This is a genomic window from Arthrobacter sp. efr-133-TYG-120, from assembly GCF_030209785.1.
In the GTDB taxonomy this organism is placed as follows: Bacteria; Actinomycetota; Actinomycetes; order Actinomycetales; family Micrococcaceae; genus Arthrobacter.
Genome location: NZ_JARVRI010000002.1, coordinates 43,106 through 64,670, shown reverse-complemented (window position 1 = coordinate 64,670; position 21,565 = coordinate 43,106). Strand labels below are relative to the sequence as shown.

Annotated in this window: 20 protein-coding genes and 2 tRNA genes; 17 read left to right on the top strand and 5 right to left on the bottom strand. The window is 64.3% G+C overall.

Annotated elements, in window-relative coordinates; translation table 11 throughout:
- Positions 1 to 453: 453 nt before the first annotated feature.
- The 4 genes from QRN51_RS01555 (at position 454) to QRN51_RS01540 (ending at position 4,337) form a co-directional block, all read left to right on the top strand.
- Positions 454 to 1,161 (top strand): hypothetical protein, encoded by a 708-nt coding sequence (locus tag QRN51_RS01555; protein ID WP_284988360.1) that lies wholly within the window; start codon positions 454 to 456, stop codon positions 1,159 to 1,161.
- A gap of 72 nt (positions 1,162 to 1,233) precedes the next feature.
- The gene (locus QRN51_RS01550) at positions 1,234 to 1,935 is read left to right on the top strand and encodes a class F sortase (protein ID WP_284988359.1); all 702 of its coding nucleotides are present in this window, start codon (positions 1,234 to 1,236) and stop codon (positions 1,933 to 1,935) included.
- Between the two features lie 91 nt (positions 1,936 to 2,026).
- Complete coding sequence (locus QRN51_RS01545) at positions 2,027 to 3,091, top strand: 3-isopropylmalate dehydrogenase (RefSeq protein ID WP_370872219.1); 1,065 nt, start codon at positions 2,027 to 2,029, stop codon at positions 3,089 to 3,091.
- Between the two features lie 133 nt (positions 3,092 to 3,224).
- Positions 3,225 to 4,337 (top strand): branched-chain amino acid aminotransferase, encoded by a 1,113-nt coding sequence (locus QRN51_RS01540; RefSeq protein WP_284988358.1) that lies wholly within the window; start codon positions 3,225 to 3,227, stop codon positions 4,335 to 4,337.
- A 117-nt stretch (positions 4,338 to 4,454) separates the two neighbouring features.
- On the opposite strand, the gene QRN51_RS01535 is transcribed toward QRN51_RS01540, so the two are convergent.
- The gene (locus tag QRN51_RS01535; protein ID WP_284988357.1) at positions 4,455 to 5,189 is read right to left on the bottom strand and encodes an SGNH/GDSL hydrolase family protein; all 735 of its coding nucleotides are present in this window, start codon (positions 5,187 to 5,189) and stop codon (positions 4,455 to 4,457) included.
- A 153-nt stretch (positions 5,190 to 5,342) separates the two neighbouring features.
- Between QRN51_RS01535 and QRN51_RS01530 the strand changes: the two genes are divergently transcribed.
- The 4 genes from QRN51_RS01530 to QRN51_RS01515 all read left to right on the top strand — a co-directional run bounded on the left by QRN51_RS01530 (position 5,343) and on the right by QRN51_RS01515 (position 9,287).
- A complete protein-coding gene (locus tag QRN51_RS01530) occupies positions 5,343 to 6,125 on the top strand; it encodes an MBL fold metallo-hydrolase (protein WP_059387652.1) in 783 nt (260 codons plus the stop codon).
- Positions 6,126 to 6,181: 56 nt separating this feature from the next.
- Entirely contained in the window at positions 6,182 to 6,958 is a 777-nt protein-coding gene (locus tag QRN51_RS01525) for a fumarylacetoacetate hydrolase family protein (protein ID WP_059387649.1), read from the top strand.
- 88 nt (positions 6,959 to 7,046) lie between these two features.
- The gene (gene gltX / locus QRN51_RS01520) at positions 7,047 to 8,561 is read left to right on the top strand and encodes a glutamate--tRNA ligase (RefSeq protein WP_284988356.1); all 1,515 of its coding nucleotides are present in this window, start codon (positions 7,047 to 7,049) and stop codon (positions 8,559 to 8,561) included.
- 12 nt (positions 8,562 to 8,573) lie between these two features.
- Positions 8,574 to 9,287, top strand: coding sequence for an HAD family hydrolase (locus QRN51_RS01515; protein ID WP_253257138.1), 714 nt, complete (start codon positions 8,574 to 8,576; stop codon positions 9,285 to 9,287).
- 10 nt (positions 9,288 to 9,297) lie between these two features.
- On the opposite strand, the gene QRN51_RS01510 is transcribed toward QRN51_RS01515, so the two are convergent.
- A complete protein-coding gene (locus QRN51_RS01510; protein ID WP_284988355.1) occupies positions 9,298 to 10,761 on the bottom strand; it encodes a hypothetical protein in 1,464 nt (487 codons plus the stop codon).
- A gap of 343 nt (positions 10,762 to 11,104) precedes the next feature.
- Between QRN51_RS01510 and QRN51_RS01505 the strand changes: the two genes are divergently transcribed.
- Both QRN51_RS01505 and QRN51_RS01500 read left to right on the top strand, forming a co-directional pair.
- Positions 11,105 to 11,176: transfer RNA gene (locus QRN51_RS01505), tRNA-Gln, on the top strand.
- Positions 11,177 to 11,317: 141 nt separating this feature from the next.
- Positions 11,318 to 11,390 (top strand) — tRNA-Glu (locus QRN51_RS01500).
- A 104-nt stretch (positions 11,391 to 11,494) separates the two neighbouring features.
- On the opposite strand, the gene QRN51_RS01495 is transcribed toward QRN51_RS01500, so the two are convergent.
- Entirely contained in the window at positions 11,495 to 12,058 is a 564-nt protein-coding gene (locus QRN51_RS01495; protein ID WP_284988354.1) for a DUF1697 domain-containing protein, read from the bottom strand.
- A gap of 70 nt (positions 12,059 to 12,128) precedes the next feature.
- Positions 12,129 to 12,848 carry an IclR family transcriptional regulator gene (locus tag QRN51_RS01490; RefSeq protein ID WP_028264661.1) on the bottom strand — a complete coding sequence of 240 codons (720 nt, stop codon included), beginning with the start codon at positions 12,846 to 12,848 and terminating at the stop codon, positions 12,129 to 12,131.
- A gap of 112 nt (positions 12,849 to 12,960) precedes the next feature.
- Here QRN51_RS01490 and leuC point away from each other — a divergent pair, with 112 nt between their 5' ends.
- The 6 genes from leuC (at position 12,961) to QRN51_RS01460 (ending at position 19,899) form a co-directional block, all read left to right on the top strand.
- On the top strand, positions 12,961 to 14,415 hold the full coding sequence (leuC, locus tag QRN51_RS01485) for a 3-isopropylmalate dehydratase large subunit (RefSeq protein ID WP_284988353.1): 1,455 nt from the start codon (positions 12,961 to 12,963) through the stop codon (positions 14,413 to 14,415).
- Positions 14,416 to 14,424: 9 nt separating this feature from the next.
- Positions 14,425 to 15,027, top strand: coding sequence for a 3-isopropylmalate dehydratase small subunit (leuD, locus tag QRN51_RS01480; RefSeq protein WP_059387656.1), 603 nt, complete (start codon positions 14,425 to 14,427; stop codon positions 15,025 to 15,027).
- A gap of 507 nt (positions 15,028 to 15,534) precedes the next feature.
- A complete protein-coding gene (gene murA, locus QRN51_RS01475) occupies positions 15,535 to 16,860 on the top strand; it encodes a UDP-N-acetylglucosamine 1-carboxyvinyltransferase (protein ID WP_059387657.1) in 1,326 nt (441 codons plus the stop codon).
- An 11-nt stretch (positions 16,861 to 16,871) separates the two neighbouring features.
- Positions 16,872 to 17,648 carry a lysophospholipid acyltransferase family protein gene (locus tag QRN51_RS01470; RefSeq protein ID WP_284988352.1) on the top strand — a complete coding sequence of 259 codons (777 nt, stop codon included), beginning with the start codon at positions 16,872 to 16,874 and terminating at the stop codon, positions 17,646 to 17,648.
- Entirely contained in the window at positions 17,645 to 18,697 is a 1,053-nt protein-coding gene (locus QRN51_RS01465; protein WP_284988351.1) for an NAD(P)H-dependent glycerol-3-phosphate dehydrogenase, read from the top strand. Before QRN51_RS01470 ends, QRN51_RS01465 begins: the two co-directional genes overlap by 4 nt.
- Before the next feature lie 2 nt (positions 18,698 to 18,699).
- Positions 18,700 to 19,899: a D-alanine--D-alanine ligase family protein gene (locus tag QRN51_RS01460; protein ID WP_284988350.1), complete on the top strand. Its 1,200-nt coding sequence runs from the start codon at positions 18,700 to 18,702 to the stop codon at positions 19,897 to 19,899.
- Positions 19,900 to 19,938: 39 nt separating this feature from the next.
- On the opposite strand, the gene QRN51_RS01455 is transcribed toward QRN51_RS01460, so the two are convergent.
- Positions 19,939 to 20,454, bottom strand: coding sequence for a DUF3515 family protein (locus QRN51_RS01455; protein ID WP_284988349.1), 516 nt, complete (start codon positions 20,452 to 20,454; stop codon positions 19,939 to 19,941).
- A 96-nt stretch (positions 20,455 to 20,550) separates the two neighbouring features.
- Here QRN51_RS01455 and thiL point away from each other — a divergent pair, with 96 nt between their 5' ends.
- Positions 20,551 to 21,564 (top strand): thiamine-phosphate kinase, encoded by a 1,014-nt coding sequence (gene thiL, locus QRN51_RS01450; protein WP_284988348.1) that lies wholly within the window; start codon positions 20,551 to 20,553, stop codon positions 21,562 to 21,564.
- Position 21,565 lies beyond the last annotated feature (1 nt).

Here is a 21,565-nt window from a genome sequence, read left to right as displayed (position 1 = left end):
CTTAAGTCGCCTTCTGGGCGGACGCCCGCTCACTTAAGTCGCCTTTTGGGCGGACGCCCGCTCACTCTTGCTGCGCGTGACACCCCCTCATCCCACCGGGTGAGGGGGTGTTCCCTTTCCCGTCCCATGATTGGTAAGCGTCCCGAGGCGGATCCGGCGGCTCGCTGGACTTCCAAGTGATCTCTTCGCGCTGGCGAGTGGGGATCCACTCGGCGCAGGTAGCAGCCGGGACAAGGGACGCTGTTTCCTGCCGGTAAACGCGTACCCACCACTCGCGTTAATCAGGAGACCGAAACCTAGCCTGAAGAGCAAGCGAACTGATGACACTTTCTGGGGAGTAACTGTCAAGATTCATCTCGCTTGTTGAGGTCTCCCGTACTTGTCCTTCCTGGGTCTCGAAGACGGTTACTCCGCAAAGTCTGGTCAGCTCGGACCTGATGTGGAGGGATCGAAATGAAACGAACCATTGCGACCCTGGGGGTCGTGGGCCTGGGATTGCTGGGTGCCACGGTGTCGGCGAATGCTGCTCCCTCAGACAAGATCACCATTTGCCACGCCACGCATTCGGCGTCGAACCCCTACGTAGCGGTGACCATCAACTTGTCGGCGCTGTCCGGGCATATCGCCGACACCAACGACATCGTTCCTGCAAACGCAGGCGACTACATGCCCAACGGACAAAACCTCACCCCGGAAAACATCGCCATCCTCAACGCCGGTTGTAAGGTGGCCGGCCTGCCGGTGATTACCCCGACGGACCCGGTGACGAGCCCGCCGACGGACCCGGTGACGAGCCCGCCGACGGACCCGGTGACGAGCCCGTCAGTGACCACCCCGCCCGTGGAGCACGTGGAACCCGTCTCCACCCAGCCGGTCGTCACCCCCGTGGTTCCTCCGGTCGCTGCCCCTGCGGCGACCGTGCCCGCAGCCGTCACTCCGTCGGCGACTGTGCCCACAGCCGTCATTCCAGCTGCGGCCGGTGCCGCAGCCACTCCGGACGCCCCCATCACCAACGTGGGCTACAACGTCCAGACGGCCGTTGGCGGTAAGGCAAACACAGGTATCCCCGCGTGGCTTGCCGGCCTGACTGGTCTCTTCAGTGCCGTGGCTGTGTTCGTAGTCGCGAGGAGCGGGGTGCGGGCCCGCAAGGCCAGGCACTAGGCAAAACCGGCCGGGTGCCGCACTACGATGGGCGGCACCCAGCCACCTGCTTCACTATCTCCAGGAGTGGTCATGGCCCGTCACCGCTTCACGAGGCAGCCTCACGCACTTCGCGTCCGTGGCCTGCTGATCAGTTCCAGGGATCTTCTCGTGTTGACGATCTGCGCCGGAGGGCTGCTTGGTGCCTGGCTGGTCTATGGCGTATCCGGCCAGAACCCGGCCGCTTTCGACTCAGGGAATCGGGCGCTTTCGACGGCGGCTCCCGCGGGCAAGGCCGAGCCGAACCGCGCGGCGGTGGGCGCTCCTGCCACTGCGGCGGGAACGCACCTGCCCGCGGCGTCGGCCCCGGTGCAGATTACCTATCCGGCGGTTGGCCTGGATGTGCTGGTTCATCCGCTGCGACCGGACCCTGCTGGCGGGCAGAGCATCGAGCCGCCGGAAACGATGGACGGATATTGGCTCAGTCCCTTCGGTACCCCCGGAGCGGGATCGACGAATACCACTTATGTCATCGGGCACAGTTGGGAAGGGCTCGACGCGCCGTTCAACCACCTCAGCTATGCAGCGGCACCGGGGGACGAGCTCAAAGTCGTCACGGCAACGGGAGCGATGACATACAAAGTCGACTCCGTCACCACCTACACAAAATCGACTTTGAAAGACAGTCCCGTCTGGACAGCGGTGCCCAACCGCCTGGTCCTGATCAGCTGCTACACGCAGGACCTCTGGGGCAAGAATGTCGCGGTGGTAGCTTCACTTGTTCCAGGCCAGTAGCTTCTCCCGAGGCGCGCTCCGCATGGACTTCGATCGCTCAAATGGTGAGACGATTTTGACCAACATGTGGATGCGTTGGCAGTCTGAAAACATGAGTGCAACGCAACCCGCCGCAACGATCAACCTGGCTGTCATTCCCGGCGACGGCATTGGCCCCGAAGTCATTGCCGAAGCCCTCAAAGTCCTGGAAAAGGTTGTCGCCGAAGAAGGCGTCACCCTCGAGCAGACCGAATACAAGCTCGGAGCCCAGCACTGGCTTGAAACCGGCGAGACCCTCCCGGACGAGGTCCTGGCCGATCTGCGTACCCGCGATGCGATCTTGTTCGGCGCCGTCGGTGCGGCACCGGGGGACACCCGCATTCCTTCAGGCATCATCGAACGCGAAATGCTGCTCAAGCTCCGCTTCAGCCTTGACCACTTCGTGAACCTGCGCCCTTCGCGGCTCTACGGGACGGTGGGCAGCCCGCTGGCCAATCCCGGCGACATCGATTTCATCGTGGTCCGCGAAGGCACCGAAGGTCCGTACGTCGGCAACGGCGGTACGCTCCGCGGGGGCACCCCCCACGAGGTTGCCACCGAGGTATCGCTCAACACGGCCCACGGCGTCGAGCGCGTTGTCCGTGACGCCTTCCGCCGCGCCAGCGAGCGTCCCCGAAAGCACGTCACCCTCGTCCACAAGCACAACGTCCTGGTCTTCGCAGGCCACTTGTGGAAGCGCACCGTGGAGGCCGTGGCCAAGGAATTCCCCGAGGTCACCCACGACTACCTGCACATCGACGCCGCCACCATCTTCATGGTGACCGACCCCTCCCGCTTCGACGTGATCGTCACTGACAACCTCTTCGGAGACATCATCACTGACCTCGCCGCCGCCATCACCGGCGGGATCGGTCTCGCGGCCTCGGGCAACATCAACATGGACCGCACCGCGCCCTCCATGTTCGAACCCGTCCACGGCTCCGCCCCGGATATCGCCGGACAGCAGAAGGCGGATCCAACCGCCGCCATCCTGTCCGCGGCCTTGTTGCTGGACCACCTCGGCTACACGGGAGCCGCCCGCAGGATCGAAGCCGCCGTCGTCGCCGACATCGAAAGCCGCAACGGCGACAGCCGCAGCACCGCTGCCGTCGGCGATGCCATCGCTGCCGCGCTCTAGGGCCCGTACTGGCACTGAGGGTCTGTACCCGGGCGTAAGCTTTACTTGAATTATTTACTGCTGCCGTGGTCCGTCGCTGAACCATATCCTCCAAGAGATGGTTCGCTCTGCCTGGTAGCCGACTGGAGGAAACATGACTCAGACTGCCCACGGCGTCGAATTCAGCCAGCAGCTCTCGGAGACCCCGAAGTCTGCTGAGGAGCGTGCAGCTATCCTGGCAAACCCGGGATTTGGCGACTACTTCACCGACAACACCGTCATTGTCGACTACAGCGTCGACACCCAGGGCAAGGGCGGCTGGCACAGTGCCCGCGTCGAGGCCTACGGACCGATTTCCCTGGACCCTTCGGCGGCAGTGCTGCACTACGGCCAAGAGATCTTCGAAGGCCTCAAGGCATACCGCCACGCTGACGGCTCCGTTTGGACGTTCCGTCCCGAGGCCAACGCCGCCCGCCTGAACAAGTCGGCACGCCGCTTGGCCCTCCCGGAACTGCCCGAGGAGTACTTCCTCGGCGCCATCCGCGAACTCGTGCAGGCGGACAAGGAATGGGTTCCGTCCGGCGACGGCGAAGCCCTGTACTTGCGTCCGTTCATGATCGCGACGGAAGCCTTCCTGGGTGTCCGCGCAGCCCGCGAGGTCTCCTTCCGGGTCATCGCTTCTCCGGCCGGCAACTACTTCGGCGGCGAACTCAAGCCGGTATCCATCTGGATCTCCCGTGAGTACGCGCGCGCCGGCCGCGGCGGCACCGGTGCAGCCAAGTGCGGTGGAAACTACGCCGCGTCCCTGATTGCCCAGATGGAAGCCGAAGAGAACGGCTGCAAGCAGGTCCTTTTCCTGGACCACTTCAACGACGATGCCGTCGAGGAACTCGGGGGCATGAACGTCTTCTTCGTCATGAAGGACGGCTCACTCGTCACTCCGGCACTCACCGGAACCATCCTCGAAGGCGTGACCCGTTCTTCCGTCATCCAGGTGGCGAAGGACATGGGCCGCGAGGTTTCCGAACGGAAGATCACCCTCGCCGAGTGGCGCGACGGCGTGGCCTCCGGCGAAATCGCCGAGGTCTTTGCTTGCGGAACCGCCGCCGTCATCACCCCCATCGGCGTCCTCAAGGACAAGACCGAGTTCATCGGTTCCGAGGACGCCAAGGCAGGTGAAACCACCATGGCCATCCGCGAGCAGTTGCTCGGCATCCAGACCGGAACGGTCGAGGACACGCACGGCTGGCTCACCCGACTGGCTTAAGTCCCCACCGGCTCCCAAGCCTCGCAAGCGTGGCTTGGGTCCCTCGCCGGAGTGGGCCCTGTCTTGGAAAATGCCCGACGGCGGCCTCCCACCCTGGTGGGAGGGTCGCCGTCGCCGTTAACCAGTGAGCTGGTTGTTACCGGTGCTGGCTTGCTGGATCCGCGGTCCGATGAGCGCTTCCATCTTGGCCTGCAGATATTGCTGGCCCGCAGCGGACGGGTGGTCGCCGTCGGGACCAATGAGCTCCGCGGCATCGTCCATGATCCAGCCGAGGTCGATCGGATCAACGAAGTGCGCGCCGGCTTTCAGGGCAGCGGCCTTGTCCTGGTCGCGGATGTCGAGCCTTTCGGCTTCGGGCGTGCTCGTGTACGACGGCGGCCCGACCACGACGATGTCGGCTTGGGGAGCGCGGGACTTGACTGAGGCGAACGCCCGCGTGGCCGCAGCCTCGGTTTCTCCTGCGGCCGTTCCCATATCGTTTTCGGAACCAAAGAACAGCACCAGGCGGGTCTCGTCGGTTACCGCTGTGTCCACTTGGGAACCGAAGGTCGATCCGTCCTCGCCGACACTGACGTAGCCGCTGCCATCCCGTGCGGCATTGACGATGGTCGCTTGGAGCTGTTGAAAGCCGGGATCGTTCTCCACCAGCTTTGGCCAGGCCTCGTCAGGCGAGGTGCCGTGACCCGTGCTGAGGGAGTCTCCGATGATCACCACGGTGGGCTGGGCCGCGGCGGACCGTGGTCCGGTGTCGGAGGAACAGGCGCTGAGGAGTGCGAGGACGGAAAGGCAGGCGGTGGCGATCGCCGTCGTCGTCCGGAGAAGTTCTCTTCGTCGGGTGTGATTCCGCCCCAATTCGGCTCCTCCTCCGCAACTGTCCACATGTATCCGTCCCAGTTCCTTGGCACCATGTTACGTCGTGTGCCGTGCCTGCCTCTTGCTTCCTGGCTCGCGGAACCGGGCTTCCCGTCCAAGGTCCCGCCACTTGGCGTGTGCCAAGATGGAGAAGTGAATCCGGTCAATGACGCCACTTTCCAGAACAGCAGCCACCTCACCCGCTCGCGGCTCGCGCCTAATCCGGGTCCGATGAGCCTTGACGGCACCAACTCGTACGTCATTGCCGCGCCGGACGCTGCTGGAGTGGTCGTCGTGGATCCCGGGCCGCTCGACGAATCGCACCTCGCGGCCCTGGCCGCCGCGGGGCCTGTGGAGCTCGTTCTCATCACCCATCGCCACAAGGACCACACCGAGGCCTCTGAGGTGTTCCACGAACTCACCGGCGCGCCCGTCCGTGCGGCGGATCCCGCCTATTGCCACGGCGGCGAGCCGTTGCGCGGTGGCGAGGTCATCGAGGCCGGAGGCGTTGAGATCCGGGTTCTTGCCACGCCGGGCCATACCTCGGACTCAGTCTGCTTCCACCTTCCGGGCGACGGACCGGACGGCTCGGTGCTGACGGGCGATACCATCCTGGGGCGGGGCACCACCGTCCTGGACTATCCTGACGGACGGCTGGGGGATTACCTCTCCAGCCTCGACAAGCTCGAAAGCCTCGGTCCGGCGACGCTGTTGCCCGCACACGGCCCCGTCCTGCCAGCCGTCGACGCCGTGTGCCGCGAGTACCGGGCCCACAGGGAGATGCGCCTGGACCAAATCCGTGAAGCACTCGCGCGCCTCGGCGCCCAAGCCGAAGTCCAAGCTGTCACCGATGCGGTGTATCCCGACGTCGATCCTTCCGTGCGCTGGGCAGCTGAAACTTCGGTGGCGGCGCAATTGGACTATCTGCGCGGCTAGCAGGCACCTCTTCAGTGCGCGCATAGCGGCCGCCGGCGGACGGTACGCTAGAACCCATGCGTATCGCCCGGTTTGTTGTTGATTCTGATCCCGTCTACGGCGTCGTTGAAGGTGAGCCAGGCAGTGAAATGATCACTGTCATCCACGGCGACCCCTTCTTCAACGGCGTCGAGCGGACCTCGGTCCGCCACAAGCTGGAGGACGTTCGCCTTCTGGCCCCGATTATTCCCCGCAGCAAGGTCATCGGCGTCGGACGGAACTTCGCCGAGCATGCCCGGGAACTCGGTAATGAAGTTCCGCAGCACCCCTTGCTGTTCCTGAAACCGAATACCGCCGTCGTTGGCCCCAACGATCCGATCGTGTTGCCTGAGTTCTCGGAGGAAGTCTCCTTCGAAGCGGAACTCTGCGTCGTCATCGGCCGCATTTGCAAGGACGTGCCCGAGGACCGCGTGGACGACGTCATTTTCGGTTACACCTGCGGCAACGACCTCACGGCCCGCGACGTCCAGAAGACGGACCTGCAGTGGGCGCGTGCCAAGGGCTTTGACACCTCCGCGCCGCTCGGCCCGTGGATCGAGACGGAACTCGATCCCGAAGACCTGGCCATCAAGGGCTGGCTCAATGGCGAACTCCGCCAGGACGGCAGCACGAACCAGATGATCCGCAGCGTGCGCGAGCTGGTGTCGATCGTTTCGCAGGCTTTCACCCTGCTTCCGGGTGATGTCATCATGACCGGGACTCCTGCCGGCGTCGGGCTGGTCCAGGAGGGCGACCGCTACGAGATCGAGATCGAAGGCATCGGCCGCTTGTCCAACCCGGTAGTCCGCCGCTAAGAGGCTCGGCGTTCCGCCCAGCCGGTCGCTCTGGACCCGCTGGCACTGGGCATTCCGCCCACCGCCACGGGGTAAAGTTGGAACCACTATGACTACTGTTGCTGCGCCGAACTCTGCCGCCATTCCCGCCGTGAACGCCGAAACCCCGGTCCGCGTCCGGTTCTGTCCCTCACCTACGGGAACTCCGCACGTTGGGTTGATCCGCACGGCCCTCTTCAACTGGGCCTACGCGCGGCACACGGGTGGCAAGCTGATTTTCCGGATCGAGGACACCGATTCGGCCCGCGACAGCGAGGAGAGCTACCACCAACTGCTTGATGCGTTGAAGTGGCTCGGCATCGACTGGGACGAGGGCGTCGAGGTTGGCGGGCCGCACGAACCGTACCGCCAGTCGCAGCGCAGCGACATGTACCAGGACGTCATCGCCAAGCTCAAGGCCGGCGGTCACATCTATGAGTCGTACTCCACTCCCGAGGAGATCGAAGCACGGCACCGCGCCGCAGGGCGGGATCCGAAGCTCGGCTACGACGGCTTTGACCGGCACGTCACCGAGGAACAGCTCGCCCAGTACAAGGCCGAGGGCCGCAATGCCGTGCTGCGCCTGCGCATGCCGGACGAAGACCTGACCTTCAACGACCTTGTGCGCGGGGAGATCACGTTCAAGGCGGGATCCGTGCCTGACTTCGCTGTGGTGCGTGCCAACGGAGCTCCGCTGTACACGCTCGTGAACCCCGTGGACGATGCACTCATGGGCATCACGCACGTCCTCCGCGGCGAGGACCTGCTCAGCTCCACTCCCCGGCAGATCGCCCTCTACCGCGCGCTTTACGCCATCGGCGTGGCTGAGTACATGCCCGAGTTCGGCCACCTTCCCTATGTCATGGGCCAGGGCAACAAGAAGCTTTCCAAGCGCGATCCGGAATCCAGCCTGTTCCTGCACCGTGAACGTGGGTTCATCCGTGAAGGATTGCTCAATTACCTGTCACTCCTGGGCTGGTCGCTGAGCGCCGATGAGGATATCTTCACCGTGGAGCAGCTCGTGGCCAACTTCGACATCCACGATGTCCTGGGCAACCCTGCGCGCTTCGATATCAAGAAGGCCGAGGCCATCAACGGTACGCACGTGCGCATGCTCACGCCCGAGGACTTCCGTCAGAGGCTCGTGCCGTACCTGCGTGCCGCAGGTTTCGTGGGGGAGATCCTGACTCCGCGCCAGGAAGAGATCCTTGCCGAGTCCGCGCCGCTGGTCCAGGAACGGATCACCCTGCTGGGCGAAGCTCCCGAGATGCTCGCCTTCCTGTTCAAGAAGGACGACGCGATCGACATCGCCGAGGACGCCCGCAAGGGACTTCCCGAGAACCTGGTCGAGGTGCTGGACGCCGCGTTGGTTGCGCTGGAACCCCTCGCCGACTGGACAGCGGAAAGCATCCAGGCAGCGCTCAAGCAAGCGTTGGTGGAAGGTCTTGGGATCAAGCCGCGCCTCGCGTTCGGCCCGGTGCGCACGGCAATCTCCGGCCGCCGCATCTCGCCGCCGCTGTTCGAATCGATGGTTATCCTGGGCAAGGATTCCTCGCTCACCCGCCTGCGCGCGTTCCGCGGCTAGTTCAGGCACTCCGTGATCAACGCACTTCATGAGTCATTCGGCACGGTCCGCGGTGTCCTGTTCGACATCGACGACACCCTGGTGGACCTTGAGTACGCCATGACCACGGCCTTGCGTGACGTGAGCGAACACCTCCTGCCCGGCCTGGACCAGGCCGGGTGGGAGAAGTTCGGACGGATCTTCACGCACGAAACCACGCATTTCTATGACCGGTACCTAGCCGGTGAATTGACGTTCAACGAGCAGCGGCTCCTCCGTGGCCGCGCGGCCCTTGGGCATTTCGGTGTGGAGCTCGGGGGAGAGGACTCCCACACGTGGCTCAATGACTACTCGCGCCTGCAGCCCAGTTATGTCAGGGCGTTCAGCGACGTCCTGCCCGTCCTCGACGCTCTCGACGCCGCGGGCATCCCCTACGGCGCCGTGAGCAACAACGTTCACGACTACCAGCGGGTCAAGCTCGACAGTGCGGGGCTTGCCCGGGTCTCGGTCCTTGTCGGAACGGACACCGTAGGCGTGCCCAAGCCGGACCCCGCCATTTACCTGGAAGGGGTCCGTCGCTTGGGCACCACCCCGGCCGAGACCCTTTTTGTGGGAGACAACCGCCTTCTCGACGCCGACGGCGCCACTGCTGCCGGATTGCTGGGCATCTGGTTGAATCGCACTGGTGAGCTCGCCTCCGACTTTTCCGGCCGGGAAATAGACTCCTTGACCCGGCTGCTCGCCTGAAGCTCTGCAGCTAAGCCCCCAGCCGGAACTTCCGCAGGAACACGAACGTTCCGATGGAACCCGCTCCCAGGACGCCCACAAGTCCGAGCGCCGTGCCGGTATCCGACTTTTCGGCCATGCTCGACGGCGACACCGCCGCAGCTCCTTGATGCAGTTCCGCGGTGCCCGCCGCGATCCGCGCATTTCCGTCCGCGAGTTTGTCGGCACCGGTGGACAACTGGGCTGAGCCTGCTGCCAGTTTGTCGTTTCCATCGGACAACTTGGAGGCGCCCGCTGCCAACGCAGTGGAACCGTCAAGGAGACCGGGTGAGGAAGGATCAGCAGGGCTGCCCTTGATCCCTGTCATCAGCGAGTCCGTGCCTGCAGCCAAGCGGGACGTGCCGTCCGTCATGCTGGCGGTGGCTTTGAGGAGGCCCGGATGCTCAGGGTCGCCAGGTACGCCGTCCATGCCCACGCGGATCTTTGCGGTTCCATCGGCGAGCATTTGGGTTCCCAGAACCACGCCCGGGGACGCCGGATCCTGGCTGTTGAGCTTCTGGGCGAGGATGGCGAAACCGTCCGTCAGTTTGCCGGTCCCTGCTGCCAGCTTCCCGGTGCCGTCGGCGAGCCGTCCGGTGCCGGCGTGCAGTTGCGCCGCTCCGGCCGAAAGCTGGCCAGCTCCGGCCTGCAATTGCGAGGCTCCGGCGTCAAGGCGGTGCGCGCCCTCGTTGAGCGCATTGATCTGGGCCTTCAGCGTTGCCAGGGGCACCACGCCCTGGATACCGTTGGCGGCGTCGGCGAGCTGCTGGAGCCCCTGGGCCAACGCAGCGGAGCCGGTTCCCTTGGTGGGATCGTCTCCGGCACCCGGGTAGCCTTTCAGCTGGTCGGTGCCCGCCGCGAGCCTGGAAGCACCTGCATCGAGTTGGGCGGCACCGGAGTTGAGCTGGGCGGCTCCGCTGTTGAGCTGGTTCGCACCGTTGTTTAGTTGGGTGGCGCCGTCTCCGAGATTGTTTTCAGCATTGCCGCCCGGCGTCGGAGTCAGTGCCGCGGAAAGCTGCAGGGCACCCGCCGCGAGCTTCTGTGCGCCGTCGTCCACTTTGTAGACTCCCGGCGCAAGCTTGGCGTTGACGTCATTCTGGATTTTCACGGCCCCAGTTGCGAGTTTGTCGGCTCCGTCCTTCAACTGCTGGGCTCCCGGGGCTAGTTTGCCTTGGATTCCGTTTTGGACTTTTGACGCGCCATCAGCCAGCTTGGCCGCACCTGTCCCGGCTTCCGCGGCTCCACCCGCAAGCCTTGCCGCGCCGTCCTTGAGCTGGCCTGCGCCGGCGGATGCCTGGCCTGCGCCGTCATTCAGCTGCGCCGACCCCGCCGCGATCTTCCCAATGACCAGGGTGTAGAAGCCGAGGAGCGCGATCAACAGGAGTGCGAGCACGGCAATGGCGATTATCTGGGCACGGCTCCGCGTTCTGGTGGCAGTTGCAGGGTTCGGTGTCATGGGCAATTCCTCTCGATGACTTTCCCGACAGCGGCGCTGCTGCCAGGGATCCCCCCATGTGACGCAGCTAACAGGCGACCCGGCCTGTAGCTGTGCCACGAAACAAGTGCGTGGCGTTGGTTACCGATTGGTAACTTACCGAGAGTAAAGCTAAGACCCTGCCGATTGCAAGGGTTTTTTCGATGTCGTCATCCTTGCCGGGGGATTGTCGAGGTGCGCATCGGGCGGGCGCGGGCGTGCGCGGTCGATTTGTGTGCATCGAAAGTCTCGGGTAAAGTAATTACTCGTGCTGAGGGGCACGGAGCGAAGGTTTACGCCATCGAATCCGGCCTAAAAGCGCCAATGGGATATGGTGTAATTGGCAACACTACGGTTTCTGGTACCGTCATTCTAGGTTCGAGTCCTGGTATCCCAGCTCTGAATAATACGCGAATTTGCGCGGGAATTTGGAGTTTCAAAACGGTTCGCCGATTTGAAACAATGCTGGATGTATGAAATACTCATTCAGCTTGAATGCCGGAAGCGGTATTCAATATGGCAGTAAAACAAAGTGCAAGGCCCCATCGTATAGCGGCCTAGTACGCCGCCCTCTCACGGCGGTAACGCGGGTTCGAATCCCGCTGGGGTCACAAAATGAATCCCCCGGAACCATCAGGTTCCGGGGGATTTTTCTTTGCCCAAAGTTCGTGTGGATTTCTCCCCTCAATAAAGGGGGAGCAGTACGGCTGGCAGCTCAGGTGGTCTTCTGAAGGGCCTCTGCAGCATCCCTGACCTTGATGAGCGTGCGGAGGTTCCGCGTGGTGGTGCTCGCCTTGTAGCGGGTCTTTGCGGAGAGCTTGCTGAAGGGGCTGTCCAAGGTTCCTCCCGCCGGGGCTAGCCACGCCATCGCCTCGGGACCCAGTCGGACTTGCTCGACGCCGCCCTGCCCTGGTGCGCCGAGGGCCGCGCCGGCGTTGAATAGTTCGTCCAGCATGGCCGCGTCCGAGGCGAGCGTGATGTAGCTGTGCGTGGTTTTATCGTCTGCCGGATAGGGGCAGGCTTCCACTAGTTCGGCAACCCTTTCGGAGCTCAGGACCACCACCCAGGCGTCGTAGCCAAATGCCGACCTCAAGCACTTTTCGAATTCGTCCTTGACTCCCGCTGCGTCGAGCTCGCTCCGGAGCACCACGTTGCCGCTGGCCAGCAAGGTCTTGACGTCGGTGAAGGGGTACGCCTTCAGGGCTGCTTTGAGGTCGGCCATCTTGATGTTGATCCCGCCCACGTTGATCCCGCGCAGGAACACGGCAAAGCTGTTCATGCGCCTACCCTACCTGCGCCCGTCTGCAGGAGGGGCGCAGACGGGGAGGCTGGCGGGAAACGGGAAGCGCTTAGTCGTTGTTCTTGCGCAGGGCTTCGGTCAGTACCCGGGCGGCGTTGCAGACGACTTCGGCATGCAGGCGTCCGGGCTGGCGGGTCAGGCGCTCGATGGGGCCGGAGATGGACACCGCAGCAATGACCCGGCCGGAAGGGCCGCGCACGGGTGCGGAGACCGAGGCGACTCCAGGCTCGCGTTCGCCGAGGCTCTGGGCCCAGCCCCGGCGTCGTACTCCTGCCAGCACTGTCGGCGTGAACCGGGCGTTCTGAAGCCCGTCCAAGAGGCGGTCGTGGTCTTCCCATGCCAGCAGGATCTGGGCGGCGGAGCCGGCCTTCATGGAGAGCTGTGTGCCTACGGGAATGGTGTCGCGCAGGCCGATCGGACGTTCGGCCGAGGCAACGCAGACGCGCCAGTCGCCCTGGCGTCGGAAGATCTGGGCGCTCTCTCCGGTGGCGTCGCGCAACTGGATCAAGACGGGGCCTGCGGAAGCGATGAGCCGGTCTTCGCCGGCGGCCGAAGCAAGCTCGACAAGGCGGCTGCCGAGGACAAAACGCCCTTGGATGTCGCGGCTCACGAGGCGGTGGTGGACGAGCGCCAGCGCAAGGCGGTGCACCGTGGGGCGGGCCAGCCCTGTTGCCGCCACAAGTTGAGCCAAGGTGGTTGGCCCCGCCTCAAGTGCGTCGAGCACCTGGGCCGCTTTATCGATGACGCCGACTCCACTAGAATTGTCCATGTAATGATATTGCCGTCTCAATATCTGAGATGCAAGTTGTTTCACTGGCGCAGTTCGGATCACTGATGTTCAGTGGAAGTAGTCAAGCCAACCGCAGTGAAGGGAGCAGGCCGTGGGAAAGACACTGGCCGAGAAAGTTTGGGATGCGCACGTGGTGCGCAAGGGCGAAGGCGAAGGAGCCAACGCCCAGCCCGATCTTCTGTTCATCGACCTGCACCTCGTGCATGAGGTGACCTCCCCGCAGGCCTTTGAGGGCTTGCGCCTTGCTGGACGACCCCTGCGCCGCCCGGACCTCACGATCGCCACGGAGGACCACAACACTCCGACCCTGGACATCGACAAGCCGATTGCCGATCTGACCAGCCGCACCCAGATCCAGACCTTGCGGAACAACTGCAAGGAGTTCGGAGTCCGCCTGCACTCGCTCGGCGACGCCGAGCAGGGCATTGTGCACGTTGTCGGACCCCAGCTGGGCCTCACCCAGCCCGGCATGACGGTTGTCTGCGGCGATTCACACACCTCGACCCACGGCGCCTTCGGAGCACTCGCCATGGGTATCGGCACTTCCGAGGTGGAACACGTCATGGCCACCCAGACGTTGTCCCTCAAGCCGTTCAAGACCATGGCCATCAACGTAGAAGGCACTCTGCGTCCGGGCGTTTCGGCGAAGGACATCATCCTTGCAGTCATTGCCAAGATCGGCACCGGCGGCGGGCAGGGCTACGTCCTGGAGTACCGCGGCTCGGCCATCCGGGCGCTCTCCATGGATGCCCGCATGACCATCTGCAACATGTCCATCGAGGCCGGCGCCCGCGCTGGCCTGGTGGCCCCGGACCAGACGACGTACGACTACATGTACGGCCGCCCGCACGCCCCCCAAGGCGACGAGTGGGATGCCGCCGTCGAATACTGGAACACGCTGCACACCGACGACGACGCAACTTTCGACGTCGAGGTGGACCTCGACGCCGATACCTTGGAGCCGTTCGTGACCTGGGGGACCAACCCGGGCCAGGGCATTTCGCTCAACGAGGCAGTGCCGTTCCCCGCGGACTTCGGTGACGAGAACGCCAAGCTGGCTGCCGAGCGCGCGCTGCAGTACATGGGCCTCGAAGCCGGGACGCCCATGAAGGACATCCGGGTGGACACGGTCTTCCTCGGATCCTGCACGAACTCCCGCATCGAGGACCTCCGGGCCGCCGCCGATGTCATACGCGGGCGCGAAAAGGACCCCAAGGTCCGCATGCTCGTGGTCCCCGGCTCGGCACGCGTCCGCCTTGAAGCCGAAGCCGAGGGCCTGGACAAGGTGTTCAAGGAATTCGGCGCTGAATGGCGCTTCGCCGGTTGCTCCATGTGCCTGGGCATGAATCCGGACCAGCTGGAACCGGGGGAGCGCTGTGCCTCCACCTCGAACCGCAACTTCGAAGGACGCCAGGGCAAGGGCGGACGTACCCACCTGGTTTCGCCGGTAGTCGCCGCAGCCACGGCAGTCCGCGGAACGCTGAGCTCGCCTTCGGACCTGGAGCCCGCCTCTGTTTCCGCATCCACCACCACCGACGCCGCCTAGGAGGGCCCCATGGAAAAGTTCACCACCCACACCGGCATCGGTGTCCCGCTGCGCCAGAGCAATGTGGACACGGACCAGATCATTCCCGCGGTCTACTTGAAGCGGATTACGCGTACCGGTTTCGAGGACGCCCTGTTCTCGGCGTGGCGGAAGGACCCGTCCTTCATCCTCAACCAGGAACCCTTCAACGCCGGCTCCGTACTGGTGGCGGGACCCGATTTCGGTACCGGTTCATCCCGCGAGCACGCAGTCTGGGCGCTGAAGGACTACGGCTTCAAAGCCGTGCTCTCGTCCCGGTTCGCGGATATTTTCCGCGGCAACTCGGGAAAGCAAGGCCTCCTGGCGGCCGAGCTTGCCCAGGACGACATCGAGCTCATCTGGAAAGTCCTTGAAAACGCGCCCGGCACCGAAGTCAAGGTGGACCTCGTGTCCAAGACCGTTGAGTGCGGAAACGTCGTCGCACCTTTCGAGATCGATGACTACACCCGCTGGCGCCTCCTCGAGGGCCTGGATGACATCGGACTGACGCTCCAGCACGAGGAAGACATCACGGCCTACGAGGCCACAAGGCCTTCCTTCAAACCGAAAACCCTGCCGGCGCGCACCCAGTAGCGCGAACCGAGCAGCTTCCGTACCTTGAAAGGACCGGTGCACCCGAAAGAACGGGTGCGCCGGTCCTTTTCGTCTGCGTGACGCGTTTCGCGGGATGTGGCCATGGCCTGATCCCGGCGTTGTGCAGCGTCACCAAGAGTTCGGCACCGTCTTGCGCTTCCGGCCACATCCAGCGGACAACGGTCAATCCTCAAGCTCCATCCAGCGGCTGACCGGAAGGTACAAACCCCGGCAAATCCGGACCAGCTCATTGTGCCGGGCCATTCTTGCAACTGTGCCTCCATGGTTGTCGTTGGGGTTGGAATGAGGGGTTATCCATGGATCGGGCACGAACGCGGGGTCACTTACGGCCCATGCCGGGCGGCAACATGGGCCGTAAGTGACCCCGCGTCGCTGAAAGCCGGCCTTCGCCGCGCCCCGGCATTTCGAATCGGTAACGTCAGCTTTTATGCTTAGCTGGAGCCTTCGTAAGTGTGGGGGCATCAACTCGTGAGGAAACCGGTATAGATGAGTAGTGTTCTGACAATCCGCGGCGGCGTCCCTTTGACTGGCCGCGTCACCGTCAGAGGTGCCAAGAACCTTGTTCCCAAGGCCATGGTGGCTTCCCTCCTCGGCAACGAACCGTCGGTGCTGCGGAACGTCCCGGAAATCAAGGACGTCGAGGTGGTCACCAGCCTCTTGCAGCTCCACGGCGTGACTGTGCAGAAGGATCCCGTCACCGGCGATCTCACTCTGGATCCGAAGAATGCGAAGACGGCGTCCAGCACCGCGATCGACGCGCACGCCGGGGACTCCCGTATCCCGATCCTGCTCTGCGGTCCCTTGATTCATGCGATCGGAGAAGCCTTCATTCCCGATCTCGGTGGCTGCAAGATCGGCGACCGGCCCATCGACTACCACCTGAACGTGCTCCGCCAGTTTGGCGCCGTCGTCGAAAAGCGCCCGGGCGGCATCCACATCTCCGCTCCCAAGGGACTTCACGGCGCCAAGATCTCACTCCCGTACCCGTCGGTGGGAGCCACGGAACAGGTCCTGCTGAGTGCCACCCGCGCCGAGGGCATCACCGAACTCAGCGGTGCCGCCACCGAACCCGAAATCATCGACCTCATCGCTGTGCTGCAGAAGATGGGTGCCATCATCAGCGTCCAGACCGATCGCACCATCCGGATCGAGGGCGTTCGGGACCTGGGTGGCTACGACCACCGCGCACTGGCAGACCGCAACGAATCGGCGTCGTGGGCTTCGGCTGCCTTGGTGACCCGGGGAGACATCTTCGTGGAGGGCGCTTCCCAGCGGGACATGATGACGTTCCTCAACACCTACCGCAAGGTGGGCGGCGGAATGGACATCCGCGAGGACGGCATCCGTTTCTACCACCCTGGCGGAAAGCTGAGCCCGCTCGTCCTTGAGACGGATGTGCACCCGGGCTTCATGACCGACTGGCAACAGCCCCTGGTGGTCGCCCTGACCCAGGCTGAAGGCGTGTCGATCGTCCACGAAACCGTGTACGAAAACCGCTTCGGCTTCACCGACGCCCTGACCCGCATGGGCGCAACCATCCAGGTCCACCGTGAATGCCTCGGAAGCGTGCCCTGCCGCTTCGGCCAGCGCAACTTCCTGCACTCCGCCGTCGTCTCAGGACCCACTCCGCTCAGGGGAACCGACATCGACATCCCCGACCTCCGTGGCGGATTCAGCCACCTCATTGCTGCGCTCGCCGCGACCGGCACGTCCAGGGTGACCGGGATCGACATCATCAACCGCGGCTACGAGCGCTTCACCGAAAAGCTCGCCGGCCTGGGCGCCGATTTCGACCTCACCGAATCCAAGTAACGGGGGACACCTTGAAGGAATCGGCCCAGAGCCGTGCCATGTTCGCTGTTCTTGCGGGACTTGCACGACCGCTCATGAACGTCCTCATGGCAAAGAAGTGGGAGGGGACCGACAAGCTTCCCGCGGGTGGCTTCATCGCCGCCCCGAACCACTGCACCGAGATCGACCCCATCGTCGTGGGGCACATGCTCTACAACATGAAGCGTCCGCCGCATTTCCTCGCGAAGGCGGGCCTCTTCAAGGCGCCGGTCCTCGGCAGCCTGTTGCGCGCCACGAACCAGATTCCCGTGGAGCGCTCGACGACGGGGGCGAACCGCTCGTTGCAAGCCGCCCAGGAAGTGGTGGATGCCGGCGGCGCCATCATCATCTATCCGGAGGGCACCCTGACGCGCGATCCGGATTTGTGGCCGATGAAGGGCCACACGGGAGCTGCCCGCCTGGCAATCCAGACGGGTGCCCCTGTGGTTCCCATTGCCCATTGGGGTGCCCATGAGGTGTTTCCCCGTTACGCCAAACGCCTGCACGTGTTCCCGCGGAAGACATCCCGCATCCTGGTAGGCGATCCCGTGGACCTCAGCGCTTTCCAGGGCCGGCCGCTGGACCGGGCCACCCTTGTTGAGGCTACGGACATCATCATGGTTGCCATCACGGAGCTTCTTGCTACCTTGCGCGGGGAAGAACCGCCCAAGGAACGCTGGGACCCTGCTGCCCACAATCAGTCGAAGCACGGCCGCTTCCAAGCGACTGAGGGAACCGCGGGCACCGATGGCACGGACGGACTGAAGTGACTTCCGGGGAAGAACTCATCGCCGACAAAGGCGTTGTGGCTGTGCTTGGCGCGGGATCCTGGGGTACGACGTTCGCGAAGGTCCTGGCTGATGCTGCACTTGCGAGCGGTGCGGAGCGCAGTATCCGCATTTGGGGCCGGCGGGACGAAGTGGTCGACCAGATCAACGCGGAGCACCGCAACACGCAGTACCTGAAGGACATTGCACTGCCGGACTCCATCACGGCTTCAACGGATGTGGCCGAGGTCCTTGCGGGCGCCGGAATCGTGATCCTCGCCGTGCCGGCGCAGTCGCTTCGGCTTCAACTGCGCAAATGGAAACCGCTCGTGGCACCCGGCGCCGTGGTCGTTTCCCTCATGAAGGGCCTTGAACTCGGTACGGATTCCCGCATGAGCGAAGTCATTTCCGAGGAACTCGACATTCCGCAGGAACGCGTGGCCGTTGTTTCGGGACCCAACCTGGCAATGGAGATCGCCCGCCAGGAACCGACAGCCTCTGTGGTGGCCTGCAGCGACGAAGCCACGGCTGCATCGTTCGCGCTCTACTGCACCGCGCCGTACTTCCGCCCCTACACGAGCAACGACGTGGTCGGCGTCGAAATCGGGGGAATCGTGAAAAACGTCATTGCCCTTGCCGTCGGTATCTGCGAAGGCAAGCAAATGGGCGACAATACCAAGGCGTCCGTGATCACTCGCGGCCTCGCGGAGACATCGAGGCTGGCTCTTGCCCTGGGCGGCGAAGCGCGCACGATGGCCGGACTTGCCGGACTGGGAGACCTCGTGGCTACCTGTTCTTCGCCCTTGTCCCGAAACCACACGGCCGGGCGGTTGCTCGGCGAAGGTTTGACCCTTGAACAGGTCACCGAGCACATGACTCAGACGGCGGAAGGCATCAAATCCGGGTACGCTGTCTACGAACTAGCCGGGAAACTCGGTGTCGACATGCCGATCACCGCGGCCGTTGTGGCCGTCCTCGAAGGCAAACTGTCCGTTGATGAACTTGGGCCCAGACTCCTGGCCCGCTCCTTGAAGTCCGAAGGCGATTACTGACCGTGACCGAAGAATCCCTGTCTGCCGGAACCGCTGAGTCCGCCGGAACAACCGCTTCTGCCGGAACTGCCGGGTCCGCGAAGCCGGCCAAACATCGGCGGCCCCGCGTCGCCGTGCTCTTTGGTGGCCGATCCAGCGAGCACGCGGTCAGCTGCGTGACGGCGGCCGGCGTCATGGGCGCCATCGACAAGAGCAAGTACGACGTCGTCCCCATCGGGATAGCCAAGTCAGGGCAGTGGGTGATTCCCTCGGCTGACATCAGCCAGTGGTCGCTGAGCGCCTCGGCCTTGCCTGAAGTGCTGCCTTCCGGCGAGACCGTAACCCTCGCCGAGGTGGGCGGAGCCCACCAATTGATCGTCACGGCGCCAAATGCGGTGCCCGAGGAACTGGGCTCCGTGGACGTCGTCTTTCCGCTCCTGCACGGCCCGTGGGGCGAAGACGGCACCATCCAGGGCCTCTTGGAGCTCTCGGACACCCGCTACGTTGGAGCGGGAGTCCTCGCATCCGCCGTCGGCATGGACAAGCACTACATGAAGGTCGTTTTCGAGGCCGCCGGGCTTACCGTGGGACCGTATGTCGCCGTCACTGACCGCGAATGGATCAACGACGCCGAAGCCGTGCGCAAGCGCGTGGACCGTCTCGGCTTTCCCGTCTTCGTGAAGCCCGCCCGCGCCGGTTCCTCGATGGGAATTTCCAAGGTTGATTCGATGGATGATTTGGATGCCGCCATCGAAGAAGCACGGCGGCACGACCTCAAGCTGGTGATCGAGGCCGGGATTGTCGGCCGCGAAATCGAGTGCGCAGTCCTTGAAGGACGTGGCACTGCGGCCCCGCGAACCTCCATGCCGGGGGAAATCGCCGTCGCTCCAGGAGAACACGAGTTCTACGACTTCAACGCCAAATATGTGGAGGACGGCGCAGCAGCCCTTAGCTGCCCGGCCGACATTCCCGACGAGGCCATTGCGCGCGTCCGCGAGCTCGCGGCGGCCGCGTTCGATGCGGTCGGTGCCGAAGGCCTCAGCCGCGTGGACTTTTTCTACACTCCGGACGGCGAACTTATCATCAACGAGATCAACACGATGCCCGGATTCACCCCGAAGAGCATGTATCCGCAAATGTGGGCGGCTTCCGGGTTGGGCTATGCCGAGTTGATCGACGAACTCATCTACCTGGCGCTCAACCGCAAAACCGGCCTGCGCTGATAGCCGGCCGGCGCCGACGACCGGCCTGGGCTGAGCCTGCTACTTGCCGGGGGTGCTCGTGGGCAGGTTCTGCAGCAGCTCAGGCTGGCCGACGCATTTGCGCACGGCCTTGATTTTCGCCGCCGCAGGCGCCAGATCGGCAAGGACCGTGGCGGAGCTGATCTTGTTCGGGTCCATGAGGATTTCCGTGGCGGGCTCGCGCCCGTACGTGGTCAGGGTCCATACCGGGTCGCCTTCCTTGATGACCCAGTCGACGTCGTTGACGGTGACGCAGCGGTCGGTGGTGGGGCCGGGGACGTTGACGCCGCAACGCAGAATCAACACCGACGGGTCGCCCCATGCCGCCGTGGCCTGGCTATTGGTCTTCCGCAGGGCGGCGTCGCCGATGGTGTCCGGGAGCGAAACCATCATGGGCGCGCAGGCAGCATTCGCGGCATCGGCCGCGGGCTTCACGTCGACCACGGGGGAGCAGGCTGCAAGGGCAAGAACCGAAGCCGCCGCGGCTGTCAAGGAACAGAGGGCGCGGACGTACACAGCGGCTTTCGTTTGATGCATTGATCAAGCCTATCGCGGCTGCGGCGAGCCGAGGATCGGGGAAGCGGGCGCCACGGACAGCTCTTTGTTGTCGGCGGTTCGCGATAGCGTAGAGCTGTGTCCAAAGAACAACAGACTGTCGGTGAGCTCTCCGAAGGCGAGCTCCTCGCGCGCATCTTTCCGCGCCTGAACCACAGCAACAGCGTGCTGCTCGGGCCGGGGGATGACGCCGCAGTCGTCGCCGCCCCGGATGGCCGGACCCTCATTTCCATCGACACCCAGACCCAGGACCAGGACTTCCGCCTGGAATGGAACAACGGATACCGGACTACAGGCTATGACGTCGGCTGGAAATCGGCAGCCCAGAATCTCAGCGACATCAACGCAATGGGTGGTACCGCCGTCTCCCTCGTCGTCAGCTTGACCATGCCGCCCGGCACCCCGGTGCAGTGGGTCGTGGACTTCGCGGATGGCCTCACGGCCGGCATCGTCGGCTTGGGGGCTGCCGATTGTTCGGTTGCCGGGGGAGACCTGGGCCGCGGCCGCGAAATCGCGGTGACCGTCGCCGTCGTCGGGACAATGCACGGACTCCCTGCTGTCTTGCGGTCCGGGGCCCGGCCGGGAGACATTCTCGCCCTTGCCGGAACTGTTGGACGTGCCGCAGCCGGCCTGGCCCTGCTCGAAAGCACCATACCCGTAGGCAAGCTGGACGCCGCCCAGCGCGCACTCATGGACAGCCAGTGCCGGCCGCAGCCGCCCCTCGCCGCAGGCCCGCAGGCTGCCAAGGCAGGAGCGACGGCCATGATGGACGTCTCCGACGGGCTCTTGCGCGACGGCTCCCGCCTCGCCGAAGCCAGCGGCGTCGCGCTCGACCTCGATCCCATCGCGCTCAAGGCACTCGCCGCACCCTTGGAAGCTGCCTCGGCTCCCCTTGGCCGCGATCCCATGGACTGGATCCTGGGCGGGGGAGAGGACCACGGCCTGCTGGTGACATTTCCAGCAGATGTTCAGCTACCTTCCGGCTTCACTGCGATAGGCTCGATCCAGGCCGTTGCCGAAGGACAGCACAGCGGCGTCCGGATAGCGGGAATGCCCGCTGACACCGTGGGATGGGATCACTTTGCAGACTAAG

Bases quoted from the DNA above. Each gene is read 5' to 3' on its own strand.
- gltX (WP_284988356.1), top strand. From the start codon at position 7,047: ATGACTACTGTTGCTGCGCCGAACTCTGCCGCCATTCCCGCCGTGAAC.
- QRN51_RS01510 (WP_284988355.1), bottom strand. From the start codon at position 10,761: ATGACACCGAACCCTGCAACTGCCACCAGAACGCGGAGCCGTGCCCAG.
- QRN51_RS01495 (WP_284988354.1), bottom strand. From the start codon at position 12,058: ATGAACAGCTTTGCCGTGTTCCTGCGCGGGATCAACGTGGGCGGGATC.
- QRN51_RS01550 (WP_284988359.1), top strand. From the start codon at position 1,234: ATGGCCCGTCACCGCTTCACGAGGCAGCCTCACGCACTTCGCGTCCGT.
- QRN51_RS01490 (WP_028264661.1), bottom strand. From the start codon at position 12,848: ATGGACAATTCTAGTGGAGTCGGCGTCATCGATAAAGCGGCCCAGGTG.
- leuD (WP_059387656.1), top strand. From the start codon at position 14,425: ATGGAAAAGTTCACCACCCACACCGGCATCGGTGTCCCGCTGCGCCAG.
- QRN51_RS01540 (WP_284988358.1), top strand. From the start codon at position 3,225: ATGACTCAGACTGCCCACGGCGTCGAATTCAGCCAGCAGCTCTCGGAG.
- QRN51_RS01545 (WP_370872219.1), top strand. From the start codon at position 2,027: ATGAGTGCAACGCAACCCGCCGCAACGATCAACCTGGCTGTCATTCCC.
- murA (WP_059387657.1), top strand. From the start codon at position 15,535: ATGAGTAGTGTTCTGACAATCCGCGGCGGCGTCCCTTTGACTGGCCGC.
- QRN51_RS01455 (WP_284988349.1), bottom strand. From the start codon at position 20,454: ATGCATCAAACGAAAGCCGCTGTGTACGTCCGCGCCCTCTGTTCCTTG.
- QRN51_RS01555 (WP_284988360.1), top strand. From the start codon at position 454: ATGAAACGAACCATTGCGACCCTGGGGGTCGTGGGCCTGGGATTGCTG.
- QRN51_RS01525 (WP_059387649.1), top strand. From the start codon at position 6,182: ATGCGTATCGCCCGGTTTGTTGTTGATTCTGATCCCGTCTACGGCGTC.